This is a genomic window from uncultured Chloroflexus sp. (assembly GCF_937951745.1).
In the GTDB taxonomy this organism is placed as follows: Bacteria; Chloroflexota; Chloroflexia; order Chloroflexales; family Chloroflexaceae; genus Chloroflexus.
The window spans coordinates 1-20,677 of the sequence record NZ_CALFBQ010000039.1; the positions used below are offsets into that span (position 1 = coordinate 1).

16 protein-coding genes and 1 riboswitch are annotated in these 20,677 nt (G+C 58.9%); of the genes, 8 read left to right on the plus strand and 8 right to left on the minus strand.

Annotated features, from left to right (window positions below; genetic code table 11):
- Nucleotides 1-1,931: PAS domain-containing protein (locus Q1A59_RS09850; RefSeq protein WP_299644924.1), on the minus strand; the 1,931-nt coding region annotated here is incomplete at its 3' end.
- Between the two features lie 640 nt (nucleotides 1,932-2,571).
- Nucleotides 2,572-3,033, minus strand: a complete 462-nt coding sequence (locus tag Q1A59_RS09855) for a CBS domain-containing protein (protein ID WP_298406379.1) — start codon at nucleotides 3,031-3,033, stop codon at nucleotides 2,572-2,574.
- A 322-nt stretch (nucleotides 3,034-3,355) separates the two neighbouring features.
- On the opposite strand from Q1A59_RS09855, the gene Q1A59_RS09860 reads away from it, so the two are divergent.
- Genes Q1A59_RS09860 through Q1A59_RS09880 form a run of 5 tightly spaced genes read left to right on the plus strand, consistent with a single transcriptional unit; the run spans nucleotide 3,356 to nucleotide 7,549 of the window.
- Entirely contained in the window at nucleotides 3,356-4,336 is a 981-nt protein-coding gene (locus tag Q1A59_RS09860; protein ID WP_299644925.1) for a glutaminyl-peptide cyclotransferase, read from the plus strand.
- Nucleotides 4,337-4,382: 46 nt separating this feature from the next.
- Nucleotides 4,383-5,096: an FKBP-type peptidyl-prolyl cis-trans isomerase gene (locus Q1A59_RS09865; protein WP_298406375.1), complete on the plus strand. Its 714-nt coding sequence runs from the start codon at nucleotides 4,383-4,385 to the stop codon at nucleotides 5,094-5,096.
- Nucleotides 5,096-6,205, plus strand: coding sequence for an o-succinylbenzoate synthase (gene menC / locus Q1A59_RS09870; RefSeq protein WP_298482996.1), 1,110 nt, complete (start codon nucleotides 5,096-5,098; stop codon nucleotides 6,203-6,205). Before Q1A59_RS09865 ends, menC begins: the two co-directional genes overlap by 1 nt.
- A 14-nt stretch (nucleotides 6,206-6,219) precedes the next feature.
- The gene (locus Q1A59_RS09875; protein ID WP_298406373.1) at nucleotides 6,220-6,879 is read left to right on the plus strand and encodes a DUF4230 domain-containing protein; all 660 of its coding nucleotides are present in this window, start codon (nucleotides 6,220-6,222) and stop codon (nucleotides 6,877-6,879) included.
- A 16-nt stretch (nucleotides 6,880-6,895) separates the two neighbouring features.
- Nucleotides 6,896-7,549: a DUF4230 domain-containing protein gene (locus Q1A59_RS09880; protein WP_298406372.1), complete on the plus strand. Its 654-nt coding sequence runs from the start codon at nucleotides 6,896-6,898 to the stop codon at nucleotides 7,547-7,549.
- Nucleotides 7,550-7,568: 19 nt separating this feature from the next.
- Here the strand turns inward: Q1A59_RS09880 and carA are convergent, their stop codons facing one another.
- From carA to ribD, 5 genes are all read right to left on the minus strand, one after another.
- On the minus strand, nucleotides 7,569-8,696 hold the full coding sequence (gene carA / locus Q1A59_RS09885; RefSeq protein ID WP_298406370.1) for a glutamine-hydrolyzing carbamoyl-phosphate synthase small subunit: 1,128 nt from the start codon (nucleotides 8,694-8,696) through the stop codon (nucleotides 7,569-7,571).
- A gap of 347 nt (nucleotides 8,697-9,043) precedes the next feature.
- A complete protein-coding gene (ribE, locus tag Q1A59_RS09890; RefSeq protein WP_298406368.1) occupies nucleotides 9,044-9,556 on the minus strand; it encodes a 6,7-dimethyl-8-ribityllumazine synthase in 513 nt (170 codons plus the stop codon).
- Entirely contained in the window at nucleotides 9,540-10,787 is a 1,248-nt protein-coding gene (locus Q1A59_RS09895) for a bifunctional 3,4-dihydroxy-2-butanone-4-phosphate synthase/GTP cyclohydrolase II (protein ID WP_298406366.1), read from the minus strand. Before Q1A59_RS09895 ends, ribE begins: the two co-directional genes overlap by 17 nt.
- Nucleotides 10,768-11,379 (minus strand): riboflavin synthase, encoded by a 612-nt coding sequence (locus Q1A59_RS09900; RefSeq protein ID WP_298406364.1) that lies wholly within the window; start codon nucleotides 11,377-11,379, stop codon nucleotides 10,768-10,770. Before Q1A59_RS09900 ends, Q1A59_RS09895 begins: the two co-directional genes overlap by 20 nt.
- Before the next feature lie 2 nt (nucleotides 11,380-11,381).
- Entirely contained in the window at nucleotides 11,382-12,533 is a 1,152-nt protein-coding gene (gene ribD / locus Q1A59_RS09905; RefSeq protein WP_298406363.1) for a bifunctional diaminohydroxyphosphoribosylaminopyrimidine deaminase/5-amino-6-(5-phosphoribosylamino)uracil reductase RibD, read from the minus strand.
- Nucleotides 12,534-12,713: 180 nt separating this feature from the next.
- A riboswitch (FMN riboswitch) is annotated at nucleotides 12,714-12,876 on the minus strand.
- A 237-nt stretch (nucleotides 12,877-13,113) separates the two neighbouring features.
- Here ribD and Q1A59_RS09910 point away from each other — a divergent pair.
- Together Q1A59_RS09910 and Q1A59_RS09915 are read left to right on the plus strand one after the other, a co-directional pair.
- Nucleotides 13,114-14,220, plus strand: coding sequence for a glycosyltransferase (locus Q1A59_RS09910; protein ID WP_298406362.1), 1,107 nt, complete (start codon nucleotides 13,114-13,116; stop codon nucleotides 14,218-14,220).
- Nucleotides 14,221-14,277: 57 nt separating this feature from the next.
- A complete protein-coding gene (locus tag Q1A59_RS09915; protein WP_298406361.1) occupies nucleotides 14,278-15,627 on the plus strand; it encodes a M20/M25/M40 family metallo-hydrolase in 1,350 nt (449 codons plus the stop codon).
- A 32-nt stretch (nucleotides 15,628-15,659) separates the two neighbouring features.
- On the opposite strand, the gene Q1A59_RS09920 is transcribed toward Q1A59_RS09915, so the two are convergent.
- A complete protein-coding gene (locus Q1A59_RS09920; protein ID WP_298406360.1) occupies nucleotides 15,660-17,837 on the minus strand; it encodes a heavy metal translocating P-type ATPase in 2,178 nt (725 codons plus the stop codon).
- A gap of 367 nt (nucleotides 17,838-18,204) precedes the next feature.
- On the opposite strand from Q1A59_RS09920, the gene Q1A59_RS09925 reads away from it, so the two are divergent.
- Complete coding sequence (locus tag Q1A59_RS09925) at nucleotides 18,205-20,445, plus strand: 6-phosphofructokinase (RefSeq protein ID WP_298406359.1); 2,241 nt, start codon at nucleotides 18,205-18,207, stop codon at nucleotides 20,443-20,445.
- The last annotated feature ends 232 nt before the right edge of the window (nucleotides 20,446-20,677 follow it).

The window sequence follows — 20,677 nt, forward strand, 5'->3', positions numbered from 1 at the left end:
TTCGTCGCTTGCCCACTGCGCTGACCTGCCAGAACGAACGTTACACCCTCTTGCAAGGTGGCTTTCGTTACAATCTTCGACAGATCAGCACCGATAGTAACCAACGTTTGGGCAACTTCGGGATTGATCCCTGTCAACACCACCTGCGCCCCCAACAAACCAACCGCCTGAGCCGCCCGAATGATGGTACCGGCAACTTGCGTATCGACAACTTTGACACCGGTAATATCGATAATGGCAACTGTCGCCCGATAACGGCTCACCCCATCGAGCAACGTCTCAATCATTTGTTGGGCACGAGCGCTGTCAATTGCGCCAATCAGCGGCAACGCCACCACTCGATCAGCAATCGGCAGTAGTGGCGTACTCAATTCACGCAAGATCGCTTGCTGGGCTTCAATGACCTGCTCTTGCAACGCTAACGTTTGCCGTTCACGTTCGGCGCGTCGTTGTTCAGTGATGTCGCGCACGATCACCAGCACATTGTCGCCGCTCGCCGTCATCCGTGCTTCGTAATCGCGGAGGTCACCCTCGATCACCATCTGGTATTCGTAACGCTGCGGCTGACCGGTTTGCTGTAGCGCAGTGATATGCGAGAGCGTCAACTCAGCTAACTCCGGTGGCAGGACATCAGCCACGTGCCGGCCTAAGAAGAACTCAAGTGGTAGCGCGAGCTGATCGTTGCTATCGGCTTTGTATTGCAGAAAGACGCCATCTCCACTGAGAAAGAAGAACAAATCGGGCAACGCCTGCAAAATAGCGCGCTGTTGTTGTTCACTTGCCCGCAGCCGTTCTTCTACCCGTAACTGTTCAGTCACATCGTGATTGATAATCGCATACCCAATCAATACCTCGTCACGGTCACGCAAGGCTACGACTGTCAGATGGGCAGTGATAAGCGCGCCATCGCGGCGCGGATAGCGTAACATTGCCTGAGCATGGCCGGTTTGGTTGGCTTGTTTAACAATCGAAGGCAACTGATCGCGATCGTCAGGGTGAACAAGGTCAGCCCAGTTTGCATGAATGAGCGACTCGCTGCCTATCATGGCCGTAAACACCGAGTTCGCGTAGGAAATCTGCAAATCCGCATCGACGATCCCTATCCCATCGGGGGCATGGTCAACCAGCAACCGGAAGGTACGCAGACCTGTTTCCTGTTGGTGAAGGGTAGTAATGTCTTCATAAAAGCCAAGGACGCCAATCACCTCACCCTTGCGCCGCAACGGTAGTTTAGAGGTGCGAATGCGGATCGTCGATCCATCACCACGAGTAAAGGTCTCTTCAATATTCAACTTTGGGCCGGTTGCCATTACCACGCGGTCACTGTACTGGTAGAGTTTCGCCTTCGCACGCCACGGCAACTCGGCATCGGTCTTGCCAATCATATCCGTAAAATGAGCAAGACCGGCATCTTCCAGTGCGCGTCGATTGCACCCTAGAAAGCGCGACTCGCGGTCTTTCCAAAACACACCGATCGGTAAACTATCGATCACGAGGTGCAACATCTCGCGACTTGCAGCCAATTCTTGCGCTAATCGTTCTTGTTGCGAGATGTCGAGGCCAATCGAGGTAAAGCCGGTCACCTGCCGCTGATCGTCGTAGTGAATCGTCACCGACCAGAGAAAGGAGAAGACTGTACCGTTGCGGTGAATAATCCGATTCTCGCTGATCGCTGTCTGCAAACCAAGCTGAACCCATTCTGCAACCTGCTGTCGCAACCGCTCCCGATCGTCAGGGTGAGTCAGCTCTTGGATAGTCTTGCCAATGCATTCGGTTGGCGTGTAACCGAAGTAATATTGCGCAGCAGCATTTGCAAATGTGATCACCCCACGCGCATCGCCTTCCGTGATCAGTAATGACGCGCTGTTAACAGCAGTCAGCAGCCGTTGTATTTGAGCAGCGTCGGTGAGTTCGAGGGGGGAGAATTCCATGGTTCAGCTCCAATTGGTATGGGGCGCTCGTCAAAAACGAAACAAATGATTGAGTAAACCTACATGCTTTAGCGAGAGGGTTTATACATCGACACAATCGCTGCAGATGGCTACCTAGCGGCGTTGAGAGGCGGCAATGTAGCTAGAAACCTAACGGTAGTAGTGATAGTTTACCAAACATATTGTACACGGCAAAATCATACTAGCCAAAACGTGTTAACGTTTTCATAAGTTTTTATTATGATACGATTAAATTTCGCTCAAGAATAAAGATACTCTCGCATTGGCATTCACTCTTCACCCCTCCACCTCTGCGAGAGCGGGATATACCCCTTCCCGCAGAGGGAAAGCCGTAGCGACCTAGCACTGCTATATCCCTGTCCCTAACACCTCGCTCGCCACCGACCCTACCGCTCTGTCTCCCCAGTATGCGCTCTTTCACCGACCGGCGGACTGAAACCTATTATACCACACCACCCCACCCACCGCCCCCCCAGTATACGCTCTTTCACCGACCGGCGGACTGAAACCCTGCCTGAGCACAACTGGCGGTTGCAGGCGAAACGCTCGCGCCTCTAGCACGCACGTAACCCCTCCCCAAAAGGAGGAGGGGTTTGGAGTGGGGGAATTCACCACGCTCCTAAAACCGGGGATGCGTTTCGAGCTGTTGCACCAGCGCCTCGAACAGATCGCTCTCGGTGATAATGCCGATAACCCGGTTTTGATCGTCAACCACCGGCAAGCCACCGATCTTGTTCTCAATCATTAACAACGCCGCTTCACGCAAACCGGTCTCAGGCGTCACCGAGATCGGATTCTCAGTCATAACCTCGTACACTTTCACGTTACGCAGCGCCTGTGCAATATCAACCGGATCAAGCCCAGCGACTCGCATGACATCGGCGCCACGAATATCGCCCTGTGTAATGATACCGCGTAGTTCGCCGGTATCGACCACCACCGGCAAGCGCCGGATGTCGTGCTCGCGCATCAATGCCAGCGCCTCGCTCAGCGGCGCGGCAAGATTAATGGTGATGGCCGGGGTGCGCATCCAGTAGCGAATCTCTTGCTCGGCTGGAACAGCCTTTGGTTTGTTCGTCATGGTGCGCCTCCTTGCGCTGATGAGTCTGGTGAATCCTGTTTGCATTGTAGCAGATATTGCGCACGCTCATAATGAAAAGTTGCTGTATTGCGGTAATCATGCGACAACCGGATCGTGAGATTGCTCGTGATACTGATGCGGGGAGGACTTTTTACTCCTCCCCGATGAGGGAGCGCGGACCACTGACCCGCCGTTCACTCAGATGCTCAAGAGCAAGGACGGCAGTTGGTCTGCCGCACGCTAAAACAATAGCGATTCGCCGTTCAGCGCATCTGGTTAAAGGTGGTACAATACCTCTGCCGGTTCAATGTGAGGTGCCTATATGTGGTTCCGCTGGGTATTCTGGTTGGCAGGATTGTTGTTGTTAGCGGCTTGCGTGAGCTCACCCGCTAGCCCGCCATCGCCAACACCCACCGGCGCGGTGGTGTCAATCCCGCTAGCAATGGCGCCGGCCCAAACCGCTACGCCAACCCCGGCAACGGTGTCAATTCCGCTTGTAGGAGCTTCTGAACCCGCTCCGGCGCAGTCGCTGCCCTTGTTGCCCTACCGCGTAATCGCCGATTATCCGCACGATCCGCGCGCATGGACGCAAGGCTTGATCGTGGCCGGGCCGGGTCGTTTGTACGAAGGCACTGGCGATTACGCCAATTCCTCGCTCCGCGAAGTTGAGATAGCAACCGGTCAAGTTATCCGCAGTATCAATCTCGGCGATCCAACCTTGTACGGCGAGGGAATTGCTCACATCGATAATCAGATTTTTCAGTTGACGTGGCAGAATGGCCTCGGTTTGATCTACGATACTGCCACATTCGAGCGAGTTGGTACCTTTACCTACCCTACACCGCCGATGACGATGCCACGCGAGGGGTGGGGGTTAACTTACGACGGTACCCATCTGATTATGAGCGATGGCACCGCCACGCTGTATTTCATCGATCCGGAAGCAACCGTCGCTAGTGGCCAGTTGGCCGTTGTACGCACGGTAACAGTCACGATCGACGGTCAGCCGCGTGACCGCCTGAATGAACTAGAGTACATTAACGGTTTGATCTTTGCTAACGTCTGGTACAGCGATCAGATCGTGCTGATCGATCCGGCTGACGGCCACGTGATCGGCGTGCTTGATATGAGCGGCTTGCTCTCGCCGTCGGAGCGCGCTGCGGCTGATGTGTTAAACGGCATCGCTTACGATCCAATCAGTAACCACATCTTCATCACCGGAAAATATTGGCCGCGCTTGTTCACCATCGTGCTCGATCAGAATCTTTACCTGCCGCTGATCTCCGGCCCGGATGGTCAGTAGCGCCTTATTTTTTGCCCGCATGGGCCTCAACAGACAGGAGTGTACAATGACTACCCCTAGCGGCCTCCAGTATATCGAAGTTCAGGCCGGTCACGGCGAGCAGCCACAGCCCGGTTCGGTCGTGGCGGTGCATTACCGCGGAATGCTCGCCGATGGTTCGGTGTTCGATAGTTCTTACGAGCGGGGAGAGCCGATCCGCTTTCCGCTCGGCGTCGGGATAGTCATTCCCGGTTGGGATGAAGGGATCGGGCTAATGCGGGTAGGCGGCAAGGCGCGGCTGATTATTCCGCCCCATCTCGGCTATGGCGCGATGGGATACCCGCCAGTGATTCCACCAAATGCAACCCTCACGTTCGATGTTGAGCTGGTTGAGATTATGCCCGGCCCGCCGGATGCGCCGCAAAATGTGCCTGCCGATCACTATACTACGAGTGCGAGCGGCCTGAAGTTCGCCGATTTGACGGTCGGCAATGGCGCGACGGCGACCGCTGGCCGCACGGTGACGGTGCATTATACCGGTTGGCTGACTGACGGCAGTATGTTTGACAGTTCGCTCAGCCGCGGTGAGCCGTTTGAGTTTCCACTCGGAGCGGGACGAGTGATCCGCGGTTGGGATGAAGGTGTGGCCGGGATGCGCGAGGGCGGGAAGCGGCAATTGGTGATTCCGGCGGCCTTGGCTTACGGCAGCCGCGGCGCGGGTGGTGTTATTCCGCCCGGAGCCACCCTGATCTTCGAAGTGGAGTTGTTGGAGGTGCATTGATGCGGATCGAAGCCATCGAGTTACGGCGGATCAGGCTGCCGTACCGGTCGCCGTTTGAGACGAGCGGCTGGCGGGAAGAGGCCAATCACTCGGTGATCGTGACTTTGCACAGCGAGGGTGCAATCGGCTGGGGCGAAGCGCCGGTCGGTGCCGGGCCGTGGTACAACGAAGAGACGCAGGCCACGGCGTGGGTGATGATGCGCGAGATTCTGGCCCCGATGCTGCTAGGGCGCGATCTGAGCCGACCCGAAGAGGTGGACGCGACCTTTGCCCGTGTGCGCGGCAACCGCATGGCGCGGGCTGGCCTCGAATTCGCAGCGTGGGATCTGTTTGGCCGCGCACGCAGCGAGAGCCTGAGTACGATGCTTGGCGGTACCCGGCAACGGGTTGAAGTCGGCGTTAGCGTTGGCGTCCAACCCTCAATCGAAGCCTTGCTTGAGGTGGTTGAGGGCTATGTCAGCGCCGGCTACCAGCGGGTGAAACTCAAGATCAAGCCGGGTTGGGACGTAGAGCCGACCCGAGCGGTGCGCGAGCGCTGGCCCGATCTGCGCTTGCAGGTTGATGCTAATAGCATCTACACGCTTGACCAAGCGCCGCAACTGGCGCAGCTCGATGAGTTCGAGCTGCTGTTGATCGAACAGCCATTAGCCCACGACGACATTATCGATCACGCCAAGTTGCAGCGTCAATTGCGCACGCCAATTTGCTTGGACGAGAGCATCGTCTCGCCCGATCATGCGCGCTGGGCGATTGAGCTGCGCGCTTGCGGCGTGATCAACATTAAGCCGTCGCGAGTCGGTGGCTTCACCGCTGCTCGCCAGATTCACGATATGGCCCAAGCTGCTGGCATTCCGGTCTGGTGCGGCGGCATGCTCGAAACCGGTATTGGCCGCGCCGCCAACGTTGGGCTGGCCAGTCTGCCCAACTTTAGCTTGCCCGGCGACATCAGCGCCAACGACCGCTACTTCCACCAAGATATTGTCACGAACCCGTTCACGCTGAACCCTGACAGTACGTTGACAGTGCCCACCGGGCCGGGGAGCGGCGCCGAAGTTGATCTGGAACGGTTGCAAGCAGTGACGGTGGATTATGTGATGTTAAAGGCCTAGTGGTTGAGCCGGCAATGAAGCAACGAACGGTCAATTGGATTATCAGCAGCGTGATTGCCGTAGCCCTTGCAGGCTTGCTGCTGTTCATCAACAGCGGCTGGAACCAGCCAACGCCGGCGGTCACGCCGCTCACTCCTGAGCCGTGGCCTACCACACCTCCAACCTTCACGCCGTTACCTCCCACCGCACCACCGGCAGCGCCAACCCTCATCCCCCTCCCTGATCTACGCCGGATCGATCCGGCGATCGGCTTGTCGATCAAGTTTCCGGTTACAACTGTAACCACGGTGAGCGGCGCCCAGAGTTTCTTTGGTCGCGATGAAATTACGCTGAAGGTGACGGCTGAGGTGCGGTTGACGGTTGATCTGAGCCGGGCGCAGATCCAGCGCGATGGCAATACGCTGACGATCCGTTTGCCGCGCGCGGCCATCGATGGCGAACCCAACCCGATCGAGATTGAGGTGATCGGTGAGTCGCGGCGCTGGATCGGAACGCAGATCACGGCAGCCCAGAATCAGGCCCTCGCGCAGGCGCGAGCCGAGATTCGCCAGCGCGTGGCGAATGATCCTGAGTTGATGAGCATCGCGAGCGAAGTTAGCTATCGTCGCCTCGAACGGTGGCTCATCGATGAGCTGGGGTTTAGCCGGGTGGTAATCGAACCGCTGTCGTCGTAAGTTCCCGGAGGCGAGTGTGCGCACGCTGAAGCTGGTTTGGAACGGGTTGGCCATTGCGGCGGTGTTGTTTTTGGTCTGGAGCGTCGGGCAAGCGTTTCAGCATGCCTCAGCGCCACCCACTTCAGTCACAACCACCGTTGGCCCGCAGATTATCGAGGCGGTACGGCGGGTCAACAAGCAAATCTTCATCGAACATTACGCCGGGGTAGAAGTGCGCCATCTCGACGCGCCGGCAGGATGGGCATCGTTTCTGCGCAATCTGGGGGTACGGCAAGAGTTTCTGGTGTTGATTCGCGGGCGGGTGCCGGCGGGGATCGACCTCAGCCAACTACGGCCCGAAGACATCTGGGTGAGCAGTGATGGCCGGCGGGCGCAGATTACGCTCCCGCCGCCGCAAGTCTTTACCGATCAGGTATCACTCGATCTCGCTAACAGCCGGATCATCGAAAACACCGACTTCTGCCCCGGCTTTATCTGCCCGCAAACCAGCCTCGAAAGTTTTTTCCAATCGGTTGATACCGAAGCCAAAGCTGCGCTTGTGCAAGCTGCGATCGAAGCCGGCATTCTCTCGCAAACCGCCCGCGACGCTGAAGCCTACTACACCCAGTTGCTCAATAACCTCGGCATTGCTGAGGTGCGCGTGATCGTGCGCGGGTACAGCACACCCTAAACGACAAGCCTAGCGTTGGCTATGCCTGCCGCCATGCCTCCATCATTGCCGTAAACTGACCGAACAGATAGGTCGCATCGTGCGGCCCCGGCCCGGCTTCGGGATGATACTGCACACTAAAGCAGTGCAGTGCAGGATAGCTAAACCCCTCTAGTGTCTGGTCATTCAGATTGATATGGGTCAGCTCAACCCCTGCCGGCAACGAATCGGGATCGACGGCAAAGCCGTGGTTCTGCGAAGTAATTTCGACCCTCCCAGTCGGCAAATAGCGCACCGGATGGTTCGCGCCGTGATGGCCGAACGGTAGCTTGTACGTCCGCCCTCCCAATGCTAACCCCATCAGTTGGTGGCCGAGACAGATGCCAAAGATGGGTCGCTTGCCCAGCAAAGCGCGCAAGTTGGCCACCGCGTAATTCGCCGCCGCCGGATCGCCCGGCCCATTCGAGAAGAAGATACCGTCGGGTTGGAGTGCCAGCACATCAGCGGGTGAAGTGGTTGCCGGCACCACTGTCACCCGGCAGCCATGATCGACCAACCGGCGCAAGATGGTGCGCTTGAGGCCGAAATCATACGCTACCACGTGATAGGTTAGCTCTTGGGCCGGACCATTCGGGTAGGGCGGCGTAAACGGCACGCTATTCGTCGCCCAATGGTACGGTTCGGGGCAGGTCACCACCTGCGTCAGGTCTTGCCCCTCCATCGGCGGCGCAGCGCGGCACTTAGCTAGCAGCGACTCAATCGACTCACCAGTGGTCGAAATAATCCCACGCATCGCGCCGGCAGTGCGGATATGGCGGGTGAGCGCGCGCGTATCCACATCGCTAATCGCGACGATACCATAATCGCGCAGCAATTGGGCCAAACTGCCGCGCGCGCGCCACGAGCTGTAATGCTCGCTGTAGCTACGGACGATAAAACCAGCCACTTGGGGCTGGATCGATTCGGGGTCAAAATCGTTGACGCCGGTATTGCCAATATGCGGCGCAGTCATCGTCACCAACTGGCCGCAATAGGAAGGATCGGTCAAAATCTCTTGATACCCGGTCATACCGGTGTGAAACACCACCTCGCCGATGCGTTCGCCGGGTGCGCCAAACGAGCGACCGGGGAAGACACGGCCATCTTCGAGGACAAGCACTGCATCCATTGTCGTGTTCTCGTGGTGGGGCGTGGGCCATTGGCCGTTGCCTGCCTGATCATCGGCGGTATTGTAACATAAGCGGAAGGGTTGGCCGCAGGGAAGGACGCCATTTCGTTTACTGTAGAGAACGCAACGGGCGCGGAGGGATAGGGACTGCTGGCACGTCTTCGTCGCGCCAGTAGTCCCCTCCGAGAGAGGTATGAAACTCCCTCCCCCAGCGGGAAAGGGTTGGGGTGGGGGCCACCCCAAAACCACCTTTGCGCCCTTCGCGCGCTTTGCGTCTTTGCGTTACACGCCTCTGCATCTTTGGGGGGCCGGACAGTCGTCCGGTGCTACCGGCGTTACCCTACGTTTCAACCCTCAACCGCCAGCGCCACCCGATCAATCTCCCGCAGCACATTAGCCATCTCAATGGCGGCTAGCGCCGCATCAGCGCCGCGATTACCAGCCTTCGTTCCGGCCCGTTCAATCGCCTGCTCAATGGTTTCAGTCGTCAGTACACCAAACACAATCGGCACATCGGTCGCCAACGCCGTGGCCGCTATCCCGCCGGCAGCCTGCCCCGCCACATACTCAAAATGGCTCGTTGCGCCCCGAATAACCACACCGAGACAGATGATCGCATCGTAATACGGGCTATCGTCGGTCGCACTCTTGCGCTTAGCCATCCGCTTCGCGACGAGCGGCAACTCAAACGCTCCCGGCACCCACGCAATATCGATGTCATCGTGAGCGACGCCGTGCCGGGTGAGCGTCTCAATAGCGCCCCGTAGTAACTCGCGCCCAATCGTGTCGTTGAAGCGCGAGATCACGATCCCGAATCGCAAGCCGGTTCCAACCAGATGGCCCTCAAACGTGATACCCATTGTTGCCTCCAAACACACGTTCAGCGTCATAGTCAGGGAGCAGATGCCCTAATTTCGCCCGTTTCGTCGTCAAATAGCGCCGGTTAGCGTCGGTTGGCGCGATGTGCAGCGGAATCCGTTCACGTACAACCACACCGTACCGTTCGAGACCGGCGATCTTAGCCGGATTATTCGTCAGCAAGCGCACCTCTTCCATACCGAGACAACGTAGCATTTGAGCTGCAACACCATAATCGCGCGCATCAACCGGCAAACCTAATTGGCGATTGGCTTCGACCGTATCAAACCCGTGATCTTGCAACGCATAGGCGCGCAGTTTGTTGAGCAAGCCAATCCCGCGCCCTTCTTGGCGCAGATAGAGAATGGCTCCGTAACCTGCCTTGGCAATCTGCCGTTGCGCTTCGGCCAACTGCGCGCCGCAATCGCAACGCTGCGAACCGAGCGCATCACCGGTTAGGCATTCGGAATGCAGGCGCACGAGCGGGGAACGCCCATTAGCAGCGCCGAAGATCAAGGCGAGATGCGTTTCGGCGGTGAAGATATGCTCAAACGCAATCAGGCGAAACGTACCGTACTCGGTCGGCAAACTCGTTTCGGCTACTTGGCGCACCACTGTTTCGGTGCGGTAGCGATGAGCGATCAGGCTGGCGATGGACAAGATCGAGAGACCGTGATGAGCGGCAAACACTTCAAGGTCGGGCAGACGGGCCATCGTGCCGTCGGGGTTCATGATTTCGCAAATCACCGCTGCTGGGTAAAGCCCGGCTAGTCGCGCCAGATCAAGAGAAGCCTCAGTTTGGCCGGGGCGCACTAACACACCGCCGGCAGCAGCGCGGAGGGGAAAGACATGGCCGGGCCGAGCGAGGTCTTCGGGTCGGGTAGTCGGATCAATCAGAGTACGGATCGTGGTGGCGCGATCAAACGCCGAGATGCCGGTCGTTACTCCCCGCCGCGCTTCAACCGAAACGGTGAAGGCGGTACCGAAGCGAGTGGTGTTCTCGGAAGGCTGAACCATCAGCGGAATCCGCAGTTCATCGAGCCGCTCGCCGGTCATCGCGACGCAGATCAGGCCACGCCCCTCTCGCGCCATAAAGTTAATCGCCTGTGGTGTGGCAAATTCGGCGGCAATCGCCAGATCACCCTCGTTCTCACGGTCTTCATCATCAACAATGATCACAAACTTACCGGCTCGAACATCGGCGATAGCGGTTTCAACGCTCGCGAATGGCATAAGGCGCCTCCCCAAGGAATTTCTCCACATACTTGGCTAGCACATCCACTTCGAGATTGACGCGACTACCAACTGGCTTGCGCGGCAAGGTAATATGCTGTTGCGTGTAAGCGACCAGCATAAATGTGAACGCATCAGGCAGAACATCCACCACCGTAAGACTCGTACCATCAACCGCGATGTAGCCTTTCGGCACGATATAGCGCAGCAATGCAGGCTCAGCCTCGACCGTCACCCAGAGGGAATCGCCTTCTGGACGGAACGAGCGGATCACACCGGTGCCATCCACATGGCCCTGCACAAAATGCCCGCCAATCCGACCATTGACCGCCAGCGAGCGTTCAAGGTTGACCCCGTCACCGGGCTGCACCTCGCCAAGGTTCGTTCGGCGCAGTGTCTCTGGCGAGAGACCAACCGTAAAGCTACCGTCGGTCAGGGCCGTAACAGTGAGACACGCTCCATTCACGGCAATGCTGTGCCCTAACGCAGTGCCTTCTAGCACTGTAACGGCTTGTACCGTCAGCGACCAGCCGCCTTCGGCTTGGCTTAACTGTTCGACGATCCCTATCTCTTCGATAATGCCGGTAAACATCGTTACACCTCTGGATAGATCACATCGGCCTGAATCCACACATCAGGCGCTGAGGAAGCATCAGTTGCGATCGGTTCAAGCTGGAACTGACCCAAACGCACTGCCTGCGCAATCGTCGCACAACCCAACCCGCCAACCGGCCCCGGCGCGTCGCGACCGCCGATAATCATGGGCGCGAGAAAGACCCACACCCGATCGACCAATCGGCTTGCGAAGAGCGCGCCAAGGAGTTCGCTGCCCCCCTCAACCAAGAGGCTCGTGAAGCCACGCCGACCTATTTCCGCAAGCAATGCCGGCAGGCTTACCCGACCCTGTTCATCGGCGGGCAACACCCACACCTCAACGCCGCGCGCAGCTAGAGCGCAGCGGTGATCGGCAGATGCCTGCGCCGTCGTCGCCAGCACCGTCTGGCCGGGCAACACTGGATCGAACACTTTAGCAGACAGTGGCGTCCTCCCGCGACTATCGGCGATAATGCGTACCGGATGGCGAATATCGCGCGGCAAACCCGGTTGATCGCCGATCAAGCGCGTGGTCAGAGAGGGGTCATCGGCAATCACCGTTCCCGCCCCCACCAGCACAGCATCGGTGACATTCCGCAGCGCATGCACACGCTGGCGCGAGGCAAGATTACTGATCCAGCGCGATTGGCCGGTGACGGTGGCGATCTTGCCATCGAGACTCATCGCAAACTTTGCAGTCACGAATGGCTGGCCGGTGGTAATATGCTTGAAATACGCCCGATTGAGTTGGTAGGCCTCGGCAGCGCAGAGACCGTGATGCACGCGAATGCCGGCAGCGGCAAGTTGGGCATGGCCTTTGCCATTCACCCGCGGGTTGGGATCCCCGATGGCGTAGTAAACCTCAGCAATACCGGCGGCGATCAGCGCATCAGTGCAAGGTGGAGTACGACCATAATGCGCGCACGGCTCAAGCGAGACGTACATCGTTGCCCCGTGCGCGGCTTCACCAGCAGCGCGCAGGGCTTCAATCTCAGCATGGGGCGCGCCAGCCCGATGGTGATAGCCTTCACCGACGATACGCCCATTGTTCACTATGACGGCGCCGACCATGGGGTTTGGACTGGTACGGCCTTCTGCTTGCCGCGCAAGTTCGAGCGCGCGGCGCATGTAGATTTGGTGCTGCGCAGACATAACGAAACCCCAAAGGAACGTTCTGGCGAACCTTGTTCCTTCGGGGCAATGCGAATCAGAACGTTCGGCATGCTGGTCACAGCCGCGTTCAATCGAAAACCCCGAACAAACAATGTGTTCGGGGCATGCAAACTATGCGCAACACGGCCCTAAGAAAAGCACGTAGAGCACACGTTGCAACGAACCCTTCTTTCATCCCGACTATACGGTCGGCCCCGGAATTTCACCGGATCGTGCAGATTGCCGGTTACGACAATCCGCTCGTGGGCTATACCACCGATCGGGAATTGCCTGCTGTTCACGCGATGGCGAACCTCAGACTCACCCTGCCCCGAAGGTTACGTATTGAGTTGTTACTCTATTGTACACCAACTAGCAAGCATGCGCAGCAGGCGTGCTCCCCTTCTAAGGAAGAGTGAGGCTCACTCCGCCAACGGGGGAGGGCTGGGGTGGGGGCTACCCAACAACCCATGCGCGCCTTCGCGTCAAAAATCTCCACGTCTTGACGGAGCCAGACAGCCGTCCGGCTTTACTCACTTCGCACTTTGCGTCAATCGTCTTTGTGTGTATCATTCGCCCTATGCACATCTTGCAACTCTACAAAGATTACCCGCCGGTGCAAGGCGGCATCGAAGGCCATCTGCAACTGCTCAGTGAAGGGTTAACCTCCCGCGGCCACCGAGTCACAGTGCTTTACGTCGCACCGGGACGACAGGGCCGGCACGAATGGCGCAACGGCGTCGAACTGATCGCTACGCCACGTCTACTCACCCTTGCCCGCGCCCCCATCAGTCCGGCCCTGCTCTGGCAGGTAACCCGCTGCCGGCCCGACCTGATCCACTTCCACCACCCATATCCAGTTGGCGACCTCGCCCTGCTGGCCACTCGCGCGCCGCTCGTTGTCACTTACCATAGCGACATCGTGCGCCAGCGCGTGCTAGGTGCGCTCACGGCGCCGCTGATTCACCACACCTTGCGCCGCGCTGCTTGCATTATTGCCAGTAGCCCAGCGATCGTTCAATCATCGCTATGGCTGGCCCGCCACCGCGAACGAGTGCGAGTCGTGCCGTTCGGCCTGCCACCGCTGCCCTTGCCCGATCCGGCGCTCGTCGCCGCCTTGCGCCGCCGCTTCCCCGGCCCCAATGCGCTCTTCGTTGGCCGGCTGCGCTACTACAAAGGCGTTGATCGACTCGTGCGCGCGCTTGCGCTGCTCCCACGCGGCCATGCCATCATTGCCGGAGGGGATGCCACTGTGCGCGGCAGTGATCTCGCCCGCTTAGCGAACGAATTGGGCATAGGCGAGCGAGTGCATGTGCTCGGCGCAGTTGACAACGTGACGCTGCGCGCCCTCTACGCGATCGCTGATGTCTTTGTCTTGCCATCGGTTGCCCCCAGCGAAGCCTTCGGCATTGTTCAGATCGAAGCCCAAATGGCCGGGCTGCCGGTGATCTGCACCGAACTAGGCACCGGCACGAGCTATGTGACCATCCATGGCCGCACCGGTTTCGTCGTGCCGCCCGATAACCCGCCAGCGCTGGCCCGCGCTCTGGCCGAGCTGTTCGCCAACCCAGTTCGTGCCCGCGCATTGGGGCTAGCTGGACGGGAACGGGCGCTAGCCGAATTCCGCCTTGAACGCATGTTGGATCGGATCGAAACAGTGTACGCCGAAATCTGCAACCGCACGTAACCGCCATATTGCCTTATAATACCGGCGTGGAACCGAATATTGGACGGAGCAACTATTATGGAACGTTTTGCCGCCTACATTGACGCCAACCGGGAGCGCTTTCGCGTCGAATTGGCCGATCTGATTCGCTTACCCTCAGTTGCAGCCCAAAATCGCAACATTGCCGAAACCGCGGCGTTCGTTGCGCAGCGGTTGCAACAGCTTGGCGCCGAAACCCGCCTGCTCACTGCCGATGGCGGCAACCCCATGGTCTATGCCACAATCGGCAACGGCCCGCGTACCCTGCTGATCTACGACCACTACGATGTGCAACCGGCGGAACCGCTGGAGTTGTGGGACAGCCCGCCATTCGAGTTGACTGAACGTGACGGCAAGCTGTATGGGCGCGGCGTTGCTGATAATAAAGGTAACTTGATGCTGCGCATTCAAGCAATCGAGGCGTGGCTAGCGACCCAAGGCGAACTCCCGATCAACATCATCTTTGCCATCGAAGGCGAAGAAGAGACCAGCTCGCGCACCTTGCCGGCCATTTGCCGCGACTACGCCGATCTGCTGCGCGCCGACGGCTGTCTATGGGAAACAGGCGGGGTTGATTTAAGCGAGCGGCCCACCGTCACCTGCGGCGCAAAGGGCATTCAATATGTCGAGCTGGTCGCGCGCGGCGCCAGCTACGACCTGCACTCGTCGTATGCCACCTTTGTGCCCAACCCAGCGTGGCGGCTGACATGGGCACTCAACACGCTCAAAGGCCCCGATGGGCGGGTACGCATTCCCGGTTTCTATGATCGAGTGCGCCCCCCTTCAGCAGCCGACCTCGCCGCACTCGCCACTATTCCCTCCGGTGATGACGATGCCTTACTCGCCAGTTTTGGCTTGAGCGAATTTCTCGATGGCGTGCGCGGGATCGAGCGGCTGCGTCGCCATCTGTTTGAGCCGACCTGCACCATCTGCGGCCTCATCAGCGGCTACACCGGCGAGGGCAGCAAGACGGTGCTGCCGAATGAAGCGCGAGCCAAGATCGACTTCCGTCTTGTACCCGATATGGAACCGGCTGAAGTGTTACACCAATTGCGCTGTCATCTCGACGCGGAAGGGTTCAGTGATATTGAGATCATCGATCTCGGTGGTGAACATCCGGCCCGTGGCCCACTCGATGCGGCGATTGTGCAGGCCGCCGTCGCCTCGGCGCGTGAAGTGTATGGCAGCGAACCGATCCTCTATCCGACGATGGCCGGCACCGGCCCAATCTACCCGCTCTGCACCGCGCTCGGCACTCCGGTCGCCAGCGGCGCCGGCTGCGGCTACCACGGCGCCCGCGTCCATTCCCCCAACGAAAACATCCGCGTGGCCGATTATTGGCGTGCGATGCAATGGATGGGCAGCCTCATCAAACACTTCGCCCGGTAGAGGTACGGTAAGGGCACAGCGTTGCTGTGCCCTTACTGCCCCCGGAACCCCAACAACCGCATGCCGTTTAACGTCACTAACAACGATGCCCCCACATCGGCCAGCACCGCCATCCACATCGTGCCAAGACCGGCTAACACGAGCACAATAAACAGCAACTTAATGCCAATACTGAAAGTGACATTCGCCACAATGGTGCGCATCGTCCGCCGGCTCAACGCCACTGCAAACAGTAACTGGCGCAAATCACCGCCGAGCAACGTAATATCGGCGGTCTCCATCGCCTGCGTTGTGCCGCCAGCGTCAGCGCCGATCGCGATACCAACATCGGCGCTAGCCAGCGCCGGCGCGTCGTTGATGCCGTCGCCGACCATCGCGACCGCACCGTCAGACTGGCGCAACTCGCTCACCGCCTGCGCCTTGTCTTCCGGCAATAGGCCGGCGCGCACCTCATTGACACCGAGTTCGCCGGCAATTCGCTCGGCGGTCACCGGTTCGTCGCCGGTCAACATTACTACTCGCAAGCCCTGATCGCGCAAAGCGGCAATCGCGCTGCGGCTCTCTTCACGCACGGTATCAGCGACGGTTATCGTGCCACGATAACGACCATCAACCCCAACCATCAACGGCGTGCGCCCGAGTTGGCTATCGCGTTTCGCGGCAAGGCAGTGCCATTCATCGTGGGCCAATGTCTGATCAAACACTCGATGGCTTCCGATCATCACTTCGTTGCCGTTCACCACCCCCTGCACACCCTTGCCTACCAACGCCCGCACCTGTTCGGCTGGCGGCAAATCAAGACCGCGATTGGCAGCCGCGTTCACAATCGCGTGGGCCAATGGATGCTCCGAACGGCGCTCGACCGCACCGGCCAGCGCCAGTAACTCATCACAGGCCTGACAATGACCTACTGGCGCAGCATCAGGCGCGCTGCACCCCACCGTGCGCAACGCCACTACTGCCGGCTTGCCGGTCGTCAGCGTGCCGGTCTTATCCACCGCCACCGTCTTCACCCGCGCTAGCGTCTCAAGGTAAGTGCCACCCTTAATCAACACCCCGTGGCGGGCTGCGACGCTGAGGGCGCTGACAATGCTCACCGGGGTGCTGATCACGAGCGCACACGGGCATGCCACCACCAGCAGCGCCAGACCACGGTAGAGCCAGCCAAACGTATCGGGCGCAGGATTCCAGAACGGTTGACCAAACAAGAGTGGCGGCACCATCGCTACTAGCGCCGCTAGCGCCACCACCAGCGGCGTATAGTAACGGGCGAAGCGATCAACGAACCGCTGCACTGGCGCACGCCGCTCTTGCGCCTCTTGCACCAAATGGATCATGCGCGCCACCGAACTCTCGGCGGCAGGCCGCTCAACGATCACCTCAAGACACCCCTCCCCATTCATTGTTCCGGCAAACAGCGCATCACCCACACCCCGCTCGACCAACCGGCTCTCACCGGTCATCGGAGCCTGATTCACCAGTGAACTCCCGGCAGCCACCGTGCCATCAACCGGAATCCGCTCGCCGGGTTTAATCACAATCCGGTCGCCGGGACGCAACGCAGCCACCGGCACAACCTGCTCACCCGTAGCGGTGAGCAAGGTCGCCGTGGGTGGGGTCAACTCCAACAGACTGCGAATGGTATGGCGCGCACGGCTCGCCGTATAGCCCTCTAACGCCTCGCCGATCGCATACAGCACCATCACCAACCCCGCCTCGACATACGCGCCAATAATTACCGCGCCAACAGCGGCAATCGTCATCAGCGCATCAATGCTCACCTCGCGATTGGTGCGCAGCGTGCGCCACGCATTGCGCGCCACCAACGGCCCTACTAGCGCCAACCCACCTAACGCCAACCCATCAATCCACCACGCATCCCAACCTAACACCTCGTGTAACACCATACCCGGTAACACGAGCAGCAACCCGATCAGCGCTAATTGCGTCTCGCGCCGGCTGAGCATAAAGCGGAGAAAAGTCGGGGGAGGTTCAACCTTAGCTGTTGCCGCAGGCTCAGCTTCATACCCCAACTCGCGCACCCGCGCGATCACCGTTGCTGGGTCAACCTCACCGGTGACGTGCAACGTCTCGGTGGTGAAATTGAGGCTGCACAACCTCACCCCTTCCAGCCGGGCCACACCACGCTCAATCGAACGCGCGCAATCGGGACAATCCAAACCCTTAATCGTAAACTGCTGGTTGTTCATTGTAATACTTCCTCAGCAGTGCAAACATGCGGTTCATGCCCTCACTCTACTGCATTCAAGCACAAAGTCAAGGGGGATGAGTAAAAATGACACTATGTCTTAGGTATGAGGTGAGTGATACTTGAAAAGTAAGGCAGGACGTCCGTTGTATCGAGCTACGAAGTTGCAAAGGTGTTTATTTGGGTTACAAAATCTTTCGCACGAGAAAGTCAAAAGATCGTGGTTAAGCCACACTAATACAGAAAAGCCTAGCCTCTTGATCCACCCCATCTACACCCCTTTGCGCCCTTCGCGTCTTTGCGTTATGTATTATGATATACTTGCACATGCAACCAAGTCGCTATCCGCCAGAAAGGCGAGGGATGAAATGACAAACCCAACGATTCGCATCGGGGTATTGACCAGTGGTGGCGATGCACCGGGAATGAATGCGGCAGTTCGGGCCGTCGTGCGAACCGGAATTAGTCGCGGCTGCGAGGTATATGCGATTTACGAAGGGTATCAGGGACTCATAGAGGGCGGTAAGCTCATTCGACGCATGGATTGGAGTTCGGTCGGTGGAATTATTCACCGCGGTGGCACCATCATCGGCACAGCACGGAGCGCCGAGTTTCGTACCCGTGATGGCCGCCGCCGAGCAGCGGCTAATCTGCTCATCCTCGGTATCGACCGACTGGTAGTTATCGGCGGTGATGGCAGCCTAACCGGCGCCGACATCTTTCGCCGTGAGTGGCCGGAGTTGGTGGCCGAGTTGGTTGATGAGGGCGAAGTTAGTAGTGAGAAAGCGGAAGCGCATCCCCATCTACGGATTGTTGGAGTCGTGGGCAGCATCGACAACGACTTTTGCGGCACCGATATGACCATTGGCGCCGATACAGCATTGCATCGCATCACCGAGGCGATAGATGCCATTAGCTCGACGGCGGCCAGCCATCAACGCACCTTCGTCATTGAGGTGATGGGCCGCAATTGCGGCTATCTGGCGCTAATGGGAGCCATCGCCGGTGGCGCCGATTGGGCACTTATTCCAGAAATGCCGCCCCAGATGGACGATTGGGAACAGCATATGTGCGATGTGCTGCGGATCGGGCGCGAGCAGGGCCGGCGCGATAGTATTGTAGTAGTCGCTGAAGGAGCATGTGATCGTCACGGTAGGCCGATCACTGCCGCTTATGTGAAAAAAGTCCTTGAAGAACGACTCGGCGAAGATACGCGGGTTACCATCCTCGGTCACGTGCAACGCGGCGGCGCGCCGAGTGCCTTCGACCGCTGGATGAGCTCGTTGCTCGGCGCAACAGCGGTCGAAGAACTGCTGGCCGCTGGCCCTGAGGCTGAACCCAAATTGATCGGTTTGCGCGAAAACCGGGTGGTGCGGTTACCGCTGATGACGTGTGTGACCGATACCCGGCAGGTAGCGGAAGCGATCGCTCAACATGATTATGAACGCGCTATGGCGCTGCGCGGCAACAGTTTTGTCGAAGCATATCGCACCCTCGGCACACTCATCCAGTCACAACCATCACCACCCGATCGCTTGCAACGTGGCCATCGCTTCGCTGTGCTGCACAGCGGCGGCCCGGCACCGGGAATGAATACCGCAGTGCGGGCTGCTGTACGGATTGGGATCGATCGTGGCCATACCATCCTCGGTGTGCGCAACGGTTTTCAGGGTCTGATTGATGGCGACATCTTCGAGATGGATTGGATGAGCGTGAGCGGTTGGGCGACGATGGGCGGGGCCGAGTTGGGTACCAACCGCAAGATTCCGCAGGGCAGCGAACTGTACCAGATCGCGCGCAATATCGAGCGCTTCGGCATTGACGGCATCTTGATGATTGGTGGCTGGGCCGGTTATCAGGCCGCCTACAAGCTCTACAGCGAACGCCATATCTTCCCGGCCTTCAATATTCCGATCATCTGCTTACCGGCCACCATCGACAACAATCTGCCCGGCTCCGAGTTGAGCCTCGGCGCTGACACGGCGCTGAACAGCATTGTGCAAGCGATTGATCGAATCAAGCAATCGGCAGTCGCCTCGCGCCGCTGTTTTGTGGTTGAGGTCATGGGCCGCGACTGCGGCTATTTGGCCCTGATGAGCGGGCTTGCCACCGGGGCCGAGCGGGTCTATTTGCCCGAAGAGGGGATTAGCCTGCGCACTCTGCAAACCGATCTGGACGAGATGACGGACTGGTTCAGGCGCGGCAAACGGCTGAGCTTGATAATTCGCAACGAAAAGGCCAATCCGGTATATACCACCTCGTTTATCTGTTCGCTGTTTGAGGAAGAAAGCGGCAAGCTGTTCGAGGTGCGGCAAGCGATCCTCGGCCACTTGCAACAAGGCGGCGATCCATCACCCTTTGACCGTATCCAAGCCACCCGCTTAGCCGTGCGCTGCATCGACTTTCTGATCGAACACACCGACCGGCGCCAGCCGGTGGGGGCATTTATCGGCTATCGCGGCGGCAAGGTGCAGTTCCACCAGCTCGATGATATGCCGCGGCTGATGGATCCGGTCTATGCCCGCCCCCGCGAGCAGTGGTGGCTCGAATTGCGCCAGATGGCCCAATTGCTGACTACCCCGCCATCGCCGCGACGGGTGGCAGACTGATGGCCGAGCGCACCTACGTGGTAAGCCGCGCCGAGGATAAGGGTAAGGGCGGGTGGGCAACCCGCCTCGAGACCCTCCCCAGACGGCTTGCCCGTACAGTGTACTTGGCTATCTAGACGCCCCACTATCCCCCGCCCATGCGAGCAGTGGTGGCTCGAATTGCGCCAGATGGCCCAATTGCTGACTACCCCGCCATCGCCGCGACGGATAGAAAACTAACGTGTGCGCACAA

Coding starts and splice junctions, on each gene's coding strand:
- Q1A59_RS09865 (WP_298406375.1), top strand. CDS start 4,383: ATGACTACCCCTAGCGGCCTCCAGTATATCGAAGTTCAGGCCGGTCAC.
- Q1A59_RS09860 (WP_299644925.1), top strand. CDS start 3,356: ATGTGGTTCCGCTGGGTATTCTGGTTGGCAGGATTGTTGTTGTTAGCG.
- Q1A59_RS09920 (WP_298406360.1), bottom strand. CDS start 17,837: ATGAACAACCAGCAGTTTACGATTAAGGGTTTGGATTGTCCCGATTGC.
- Q1A59_RS09915 (WP_298406361.1), top strand. CDS start 14,278: ATGGAACGTTTTGCCGCCTACATTGACGCCAACCGGGAGCGCTTTCGC.
- Q1A59_RS09895 (WP_298406366.1), bottom strand. CDS start 10,787: ATGCCATTCGCGAGCGTTGAAACCGCTATCGCCGATGTTCGAGCCGGT.
- ribD (WP_298406363.1), bottom strand. CDS start 12,533: ATGTCTGCGCAGCACCAAATCTACATGCGCCGCGCGCTCGAACTTGCG.
- Q1A59_RS09855 (WP_298406379.1), bottom strand. CDS start 3,033: ATGACGAACAAACCAAAGGCTGTTCCAGCCGAGCAAGAGATTCGCTAC.
- ribE (WP_298406368.1), bottom strand. CDS start 9,556: ATGGGTATCACGTTTGAGGGCCATCTGGTTGGAACCGGCTTGCGATTC.
- carA (WP_298406370.1), bottom strand. CDS start 8,696: ATGGATGCAGTGCTTGTCCTCGAAGATGGCCGTGTCTTCCCCGGTCGC.
- Q1A59_RS09875 (WP_298406373.1), top strand. CDS start 6,220: ATGAAGCAACGAACGGTCAATTGGATTATCAGCAGCGTGATTGCCGTA.
- Q1A59_RS09925 (WP_298406359.1), top strand. CDS start 18,205: ATGACAAACCCAACGATTCGCATCGGGGTATTGACCAGTGGTGGCGAT.
- Q1A59_RS09900 (WP_298406364.1), bottom strand. CDS start 11,379: ATGTTTACCGGCATTATCGAAGAGATAGGGATCGTCGAACAGTTAAGC.
- menC (WP_298482996.1), top strand. CDS start 5,096: ATGCGGATCGAAGCCATCGAGTTACGGCGGATCAGGCTGCCGTACCGG.
- Q1A59_RS09910 (WP_298406362.1), top strand. CDS start 13,114: ATGCACATCTTGCAACTCTACAAAGATTACCCGCCGGTGCAAGGCGGC.